This window comes from Arsenicibacter rosenii, from assembly GCF_001870735.1.
Classification (GTDB): Bacteria; Bacteroidota; Bacteroidia; order Cytophagales; family Spirosomataceae; genus Arsenicibacter; species Arsenicibacter rosenii.
This window is the reverse complement of sequence record NZ_MORL01000200.1, coordinates 1-817: the sequence shown is the minus strand read 5'-3', so window position 1 is coordinate 817 and position 817 is coordinate 1. Positions and strand designations below refer to the sequence as shown.

Below are 817 nucleotides of genomic sequence, written 5' to 3'. Positions count from 1 at the left end.
TTTCACCGCCCCAAACGGCGACAGATGCGGCTCTTCTTCCATCTTGGCGTGTACGGCTTCCACCACCACAATCGCATCATCGACTACGATACCGATGGCCAGTACAAGGGCGAACAATGTTACGAGGTTGATAGACAGCCCGAAGAGCTGAATCACGAAGAACGCACCGACCAGCGATACCGGCACCGCCAGGATCGGAATCAGCGTAGACCGCCAGTCGCCGAGGAAGACGAATACCACCAGGGCCACCAGCAGGAACGCATCGCGCAGGGTGTGAATTACCTGCTCAATCGACGCATCAAGGAACTGCGATACGTCATAGCTGATTTTGTAGTCCATACCCGGCGGAAACGACTCCTTCATCACCTCAAGCTTTGCTTTAACCTCCGCAATCACATCGCTGGCATTACTCCCGTAGTTCTGCTTCAGGACAATCGCCGCCGAGGCTTTGCCGTCGAGGTTCGAATAAATATCGAAGAATTCACTGCCTAATTCTACGCGGGCAATGTCTTTCAGGTGAATCAGTTCACCCTGCGAATTGGCGCGGATAATCACATCTTCGTATTCTTCCGGTTTATTATACCGGCCTTTATAAGTCAGTACGTATTCCAGCGACTGGGCTTCAATACCGGAGCTCTGCCCGATCCGGCCCGGACGGCCGATGATGCTCTGCTCACCCAGGGCCTTCATCACCTCTTCTACCGAAATCTTATACGCCCGCATCCGGTCAGGGTTCAGCCAGACCCGCATCGCGTAGCGCCGGCTACCCAGAATCTGCGCCCGCGCAACCCCTTTCGTCCGCTGGATTTCCGGAATC

1 protein-coding gene is annotated in these 817 nt (G+C 55.0%); it reads right to left on the bottom strand.

Features of this window, described 5'->3' with window-relative positions; all coding sequences use genetic code 11:
* Positions 1-817 (bottom strand): efflux RND transporter permease subunit (locus tag BLX24_RS30800; RefSeq protein WP_177225996.1); only part of this gene is annotated, 817 nt, incomplete at both ends.